The organism is Caulobacter sp. (assembly GCF_035254145.1).
Classification (GTDB): domain Bacteria; phylum Pseudomonadota; class Alphaproteobacteria; order Caulobacterales; family Caulobacteraceae; genus Caulobacter.
Genome location: NZ_DATFAV010000342.1, coordinates 1 through 6,747 on the forward strand (window position 1 = coordinate 1; position 6,747 = coordinate 6,747).

At 68.5% G+C, this 6,747-nt stretch carries 4 protein-coding genes; 2 read left to right on the plus strand and 2 right to left on the minus strand.

Features of this window, described 5'->3' with window-relative positions; all coding sequences use genetic code 11:
* Together VJ655_RS20175 and VJ655_RS20180 are read left to right on the plus strand one after the other, a co-directional pair.
* The coding region (locus tag VJ655_RS20175; protein ID WP_324114247.1) for an SMP-30/gluconolactonase/LRE family protein at positions 1–188 on the plus strand (188 nt) is incomplete at its 5' end.
* A 125-nt stretch (positions 189–313) separates the two neighbouring features.
* Entirely contained in the window at positions 314–3,298 is a 2,985-nt protein-coding gene (locus tag VJ655_RS20180; protein ID WP_324114249.1) for a TonB-dependent receptor plug domain-containing protein, read from the plus strand.
* Positions 3,299–3,313: 15 nt separating this feature from the next.
* Here VJ655_RS20180 and VJ655_RS20185 read toward each other — a convergent pair whose 3' ends face one another.
* The gene (locus VJ655_RS20185) at positions 3,314–5,416 is read right to left on the minus strand and encodes a response regulator (protein WP_324114251.1); all 2,103 of its coding nucleotides are present in this window, start codon (positions 5,414–5,416) and stop codon (positions 3,314–3,316) included.
* A 5-nt stretch (positions 5,417–5,421) separates the two neighbouring features.
* Positions 5,422–6,747 (minus strand): response regulator (locus tag VJ655_RS20190; protein ID WP_324114253.1); only part of this gene is annotated, 1,326 nt, incomplete at its 5' end.

Here is a 6,747-nt window from a genome sequence, read left to right on the forward strand (position 1 = left end):
TGGCGACCGACGCCGAGGGGCGAGTCTATGTCGCCAATGGCCAGGTGTTCGTCTACGCGCCCGATGGCAAGGAGCTTGGCCGTATCGACACGCCCGAACGGCCCCTGCAGCTGCTGTTCGGCAGCGCGGACGGGCGCACGCTTTTTGTCCTCGCCCACCATGGCCTCTACGCCGTGCGGGCCAAGTAGAGGCTTCGTTTCGGCTCGTCCGTGGGCGGCCTACGACCATGGTCTAATAGTTCGCCTTCGCCTGCTCTGACAAATTCCCCCCAGGCCATCGACGATGGTCCAAAGAAAATTGGGAGGGTTGTAGGATGAGTGCTGTCGGTAGCACGCGAGGGGGATCGTCCTTTTTGAGCGCCTTGCTCGCGACGAGCGCGTTCGCGACGATCATGGCGGGCGGAGCGGCGCACGCGCAGGCAGCCCCGCCGGCCGCGAGCCAGGATGACTCCGTCGTCACCGAGATCGTGGTCACTGGCACGCGCATCCGCTCGACGGGCTTCACCGCGCCGACGCCGACCCAGGTGTTGGGCACGGCGGAACTGGAGCGCGCCGCGCAGCCGAACATCTTCACCGCCATCACCCAGCTGCCGTCGCTGCAGGGTTCGAGCGGCGCGACCACAGGCACCTTCAGCACCTCGAGCGGCCAGCAGGGCCTCAGCTCGTTCTCGCTGCGGGGCCTGGGCACCATCCGCACCCTGACGCTGCTGGACGGCCAGCGCGTCGTGCCCGCCAACGTCACGGGCGTTCCCGACATCAGCCTGTTCCCCCAGCTCCTGGTCGAGCGGGTCGACGTGGTGACGGGCGGCGCCTCGGCGTCCTACGGTTCGGACGCCGTCGGCGGCGTGGTCAACTTCATCACCAACAAGAAGTTCGTGGGCCTGAAGGCCAACGTCATGACCGGCGTCACGACCTATGGCGACAACCACCAGTGGCTGGCCCAGGTCGCCGCTGGCAAGAACTTCATGGAAGACCGCCTGCACGTGCAGATCAGCGGCGAATATGACTGGGAAGAGGGCGTCCCGGCGGGCGGCTTCGGCGAAGACGCGCCGGGCAGCCGCGACTGGTACACGACCGCCACCCTGGTCAATCGCGGGATCACCAACGACGGCTCGCCGCAGTACCTCTATCGCGAGCACGCCCAAGCCTATCAGTACACCAAGTACGGCCTGATCAGCGCGGGCCCGCTGCAAGGCACGGCCTTCGACATGAACGGCAATCCGTTCCAGTTCCAGTACGGCGGCGGTGGCGTGCCCTCGAAAGCCGCCAACGGCGCGGTGAGCGGCTGCTACACCAATGGCGGCTTCTGCGTCGGCGGCGATCTGTCGGGCAACGTCGGCGTCGGCACCTCGCTGCAGTCGCGCATCAAGCGCATGAACACCTACAGCCGCGTGGGCTTCGATCTCGACGCCAACAACGAGATCTACGCGACCTTCAACGCCGCCCGCGTGGAGAGCAGCAACCAGCCCAACCCGGGCGCGGCCACGACCGGCCTGACGATGTCGTGCTCGAACCCCTATCTGCCGGCGTCGATCGTCGCGGCCTGCGCCGCGAACGGCATCACCACCTTCACCTTCGGCACCAGCAACGCGCTGCTGCCGCGCAACATCTCGGTTCACCCGACGCGGACCCAGTACCGCGGCGTGATCGGCGCCGACGGCAAGTTCAACGCTCTGGGCAAGGAATGGCGCTACGACGCCTACTACACCCACGGTCAGAACACGACGAACATCCACGTTCGCGATATCCTGCTGACGCCGCGCTATCGGGCGGCGGTCCAGGCCACGCTCGTCAACGGTCAGATCGTCTGCGCCGATCCCATCGCGCGCGCCAATGGTTGCGTGCCGATCAACATCTTCGGCGGCCAACGCCCCAGTGAAGCGGCCCTGGCGTACATCACGCCCAAGAATGGCCCCTACCAGCACTCGGTGCAGAAGCAGGATGTCGCCAGCATCAACTTCAGCGGCGAGCCTTTCGCGCTGCCGGCCGGCCCGGTGTCCCTGGCGTTCGGCGGCGAGTGGCGCAAGGAGCAGTACCACGTCCAAGGCGACCCCTACGGCGACGGCAATACGGATTCTCCGAACACCGCCGACTACCCGGCCGATCCGGTCCTGAACGCGGCGGGCGCCAACTGGTTCGCCGGCAACTACCACTCCGGCGCCGGCAAGTATTCGGTGAAGGAAGCCTATGCCGAAGTGAACCTGCCGCTGATCAATTCCGACGCGGCGGGCAAGGCCAACCTCAACCTGGCGGGCCGCTGGACCGACTACAGCACCTCGGGCACCGTCTATACCTGGAAGGTCGGCGCCACCTGGGACACGCCGATCGACGGCGTCCGTCTGCGCGCCGTCACCTCGCGTGACGTCCGCGCGCCGAACCTGTCGGAACTGTTCGCCGCGCCGGTGACCACCACGCTGCCGAACTTCACCGTTCCCTCCAACGGCAAGCCTCCGGCCGGCCAGCCGTCCAGCGGCTCGCTGACGGTTCTGCAGAACGTCGTGGGCAACCCGGACCTGAAGCCGGAAATCGCCAAGAACGTCACCATCGGCGCGGTGCTCTCGAACCCGCAATGGCTGCCGGGCTTCAGCGTTTCGGTCGACTGGTACAACATCGTCCTCAACGGCGGCATCTCCAGCCTGGGCGCGCAGCAGATCGTCAACTTCTGCTATGCGGGCCTGACCCAGTTCTGCGGCGCCTTCAACCTCAATCCGCCGTCGGCCTTCGTCAATTCCCAGACGTTCAACCTGGCTTCGATCAAGACCAGCGGTTTCGACATCGAGAGCAGCTACCGCTTCGAGCTGCCTAGCGTTCCGGGCCGCTTCACGATCCGTGGCCTAGCCACCAACGTCCACAAGTTCGTGACCAACCCCGGCATCCCCGGCGCGGTCGCCGTTGACTCGGCTGGCCAGAACTCCGGCGCGACGCCGGACTGGAAGGTCCTGGCCGTCCAGTCGTGGGACAACGACCGCTTCGCCATCAGCGTTCAGGAGCGCTGGTTCAGCGATGGCCGGTTCGGTGGGACCACCACCGAGTACGTCGAGTGCAAGCCCGGCAGCTGCCCGGTCTCGACCGGCAGCCGCCCGACCATCGACTACAACCACATGAGCGGCGCGACCTATGTCGACGTCAGCGCTTCGTACAAGTTCGGCAACGGCCTGCAGCTTTACGGCAAGGTCGACAATCTGCTGAACCGCGATCCGACCCCGTCGCCGCAGACCAACACGGGCCTGGACGCCAACCCGGCGCTCTATGACCTGCTGGGCCGCTTCTACCACGTGGGGCTGCGCTACAGCTTCTAGCTTCCTGCCGTCGCTTCATCTCCCCTGGGCGGCGCCGCCCGGGCCTTGGACCGCTGTCCGAGGCCCGGGCGTTTTCTTTTCTGCGCGCGGCGCGTCGGAGGCGGGGCTTCCCGTCGCGACATCCTCGGCGTCCAGCACCGCGCGGACCTTGCTGGCCAGCGAGGGCGCGTCGTAGGGCTTGTCGATCATCGGGTATTCGCTGGCCCAGTTGATCGCCTCCTCGCCGATAAAGCCCGAGGTCAGAAGCACCTTCAGGTCCGGATTTCGGCTGCGAGCGCGTCGGGCCAGGTCCAGCCCGCTCACGCCGCCCGGCATGATCACATCCGAGAACAGCATGGCGAACGGTTCGCCGCCACGCAGCCTCCGAAGGGCCCCCGCGGCGTTGCTGGCGGTGGTCACCTGATAGCCCAAGGCCTCCAGCGTATCGACCGCCAGGGCCAGCACCGAGGGATCGTCCTCGACCACCAGGATGTGTTCGGACCCGGTGGCGTCGGCGATAGCGGGCGTCGCGGGCGACGCCTTCGGAGCGGTCGGCTCGATCGCCGGCAGCAGGATCTCGAACGCCGCGCCCCGACCCAGGGCCGTGTCGACGCCGACCTCGCCGCCCGACTGGCGCACGAAGCCATACACCTGGGCCAGACCCAGGCCCGAGCCCTTGCCCACGTCCTTGGTGGTGAAGAAGGGCTCGAAGATGCGAGAGGCCACCTCCGGCGCCATCCCGGGCCCGGTGTCGCGCACGATCATGCGATGGCCGCCGTCGGCATCGGCGCGGATCGACACGGTGATGCTTCCCGCCCCCTCCATGGCGTCGCGCGCGTTCACCGCCAGGTTCAGCAGAGCGCTCTCCATCTGGGCGGGGTCGACGTGCACGAAGGCCGGGGCGTCGGCCGGCTCCAGTTGCACCGAGACGGCCTCGCCGACCGCCTGGCGCAGCAGGGGCGAGAAATCGCGCACCAGGTCGTTCAGGTCGACGGCGATCGGGTCCAGGCGCTGGCGCCGCGAGAAGGCGAGCAGCTGGCGGGTCAGGGCCGCGCCGCGCTCGGTGGCTTGGCGGATCGCCGCCACCTGCCGCGCGAACGGAAAGGTCTCCCCGCCCCGGCGCTGGATCAGGTCGACATTGCCCAGGATGACGGTCAGCAGGTTGTTGAAGTCGTGGGCGACGCCGCCGGTCAGCTGGCCGACCGCCTCCATCTTGCGCGCATGGCCCAGGGCTTCCTCGAGCGCCCGGCGCTCGGTGTTGTCCAGCAGGGTGCCGAACAGGACGGGTTCGCCGCTGTCCAGGTCTTCGCCGCGGATGCCCTGGTCTATCAGGGTCTTGTAGGTCCCGTCGGCGCACAACCAGCGATACTCGCAGGCGTAGGCGCCGCTGCGGCGGGCCTCTTCCTGGGCGCGCGCGACATGGGGGCGGTCGTCCGGGTGAACGCGCTCGAAGCCGAAGGCGGGATCGGCCGTGAAGGCGGCGGCGTCGAATCCGGTCAGGCCCTTGACGCTGTCGCTGACCGTCAAGGCCGCATAGGGCGGCTCGGCGGCGCGCGAATAGAAGACGATCGGCAAAGCGCGCTGGATCGCCTGCTGACGACGCAGGGAGGCCTGCAGCGAGCGTTCGGCTTCCAGCTTTTCGGCCTGCACCCGAGCGTGCTCTTCCATCAGCCGCTGGCGGCTCTCCAGCTCCTGGGCCAGCTCCAGCCGCTTGATGTGCAGGTCGACCAGCACCTGGACCTTGGAGCGCAGGATGAACGGGTCGACGGGCTTGAACACCACGTCGACGGCGCCGGCCGAATAGGCCTTGAAGATGTGGCCCTCGTCGCGAAACACCGCCGTCAGGAAGACGATGGGGACGTCGCGGGTGCGCCGCCGCTCGCGGATCAGCGCGGCGGTCTCGTAGCCGTCCATGCCGGGCATGTGCAGGTCCAGCAGGATGACCGCGAAGTCGTCGGTCAGCAGCTTGCGCAGCGCCTCGGGGCCTGAGCGGGCGACGACCAGCTCCTGGCCCAACGCCTCCAGCGCCTGGCTGGCGGCGAAGGCGTTGCGCTCGTCGTCGTCGACGATCAGCACCTTCGCCCGAGGTCGGTCGAACGGGGCTGGTTCTGGCGGGAACTGGACCGCGGGGGGAGACATGACGGTCACTGGGCGACGCTGGCCAGGTTGACGATATTGCCGCCGATCAGCTTGCGGGCGTCGGCGCGCTGCACCGAGACGCGCAGGACCGAGATGAGCTGGTCCAGGTCGACGGGCTTGGACACGTAGTCCGAGGCCCCGGCCTGGATGCACTTCTGGCGGTCGCCCTTCATGGCCTTGGCGGTGACGGCCACCACGGGCAGGTCGAAGAACCGGGCGCGCGAGCGGATCTCGCGCATGGTCTCGTAGCCGTCCATGTCGGGCATCATGATGTCGACCAGCACCATGTCGACCGACGGCAGGCTGTCCAGCAGCTCCAGCCCCGCGCGGCCGCTCTCGGCGTAGCGCAGCTCGATGCCGTACTCCTCGAGGGCGCTGGCCAGGGAGAAGATGTTGCGGATGTCGTCGTCGATGACCACCGCCGTCCGGCCCATCAGCACGGTGTCGGCGTGCTTGCTGCGGCTCAGCATGGCGCGGGCGGCGTCGGGCAGTCCCTCGACCGGGGCGTGCTGGATCAGGGCCACGTGGTCGATCAACTGCTCGCCGGTCCGCGCCAGGCGCGCGGCGCCGGTGAAGACGGCCAGGCGCAGGCGACGTTCGTCGTCGGCGTCCAGTTCGCCCGGCGCGTAGAGGACCGTCGATCCAGACCCCGCGCCGCGCTGGCGCAGCAGGTCCAGGGTCGCGCCGACGGCGCCGCCGACGACAGGCGCCACCAGGCAGCCCTGTTCGCCGGTGAAGGCCTCTGGAGGCAGGGCGGCGAGGTCGGTCTCGTCGCGGACTTCGCCGAACACCGACTTCAGAAGCTCGACCGTGGTTTTGTCGCCGCCCACCAGGATGGGCGCGCGTCCGGGGTGGTCGGCCAGGCGCCGCACGCGGTCGAGCGTGGACACCACCGCCTCCTGCTCGACCGGCTTGCTGGTGAAACCCAGGGCGCCCATCGAAAGGGAGAGACCGCCGCGATCGTCGGCCGAGATCACCTGCACCGGAATGTGCCGCGTCTCGGGCGTGCGCTTGAGAAGGTCCAGCAGGGCCAGGCCGTCCATGTCGGGCAGGCCCACGTCCAGCAGGATGGCTTCCGGCGCGAACCGGCGGGCCAGGGACGGGACGCTGGATCCCTCGGCCGTGACCACACCCTTGAAGCCGCTGTCGTGGGCCAGGGCCAGGAGGATCGAGGCGAAGCGCGGATCGTCCTCGACGATCAGCACGGTCGGGTCGTCGGGCGTCACCGAGTCACGATCGTCGACCACGCTCTCGACCGGTTCGTAGGACGGGGCGTCGGCGGTCGAGAAGGTGAAGGTCGAGGACGAGGCGGCCGGCGCGCGCGGCGAGGG

Excerpts from the sequence above, each read along its gene's own strand:
- VJ655_RS20185 (WP_324114251.1), bottom strand. The coding sequence starts at position 5,416 with ATGTCTCCCCCCGCGGTCCAGTTCCCGCCAGAACCAGCCCCGTTCGAC.
- VJ655_RS20180 (WP_324114249.1), top strand. The coding sequence starts at position 314 with ATGAGTGCTGTCGGTAGCACGCGAGGGGGATCGTCCTTTTTGAGCGCC.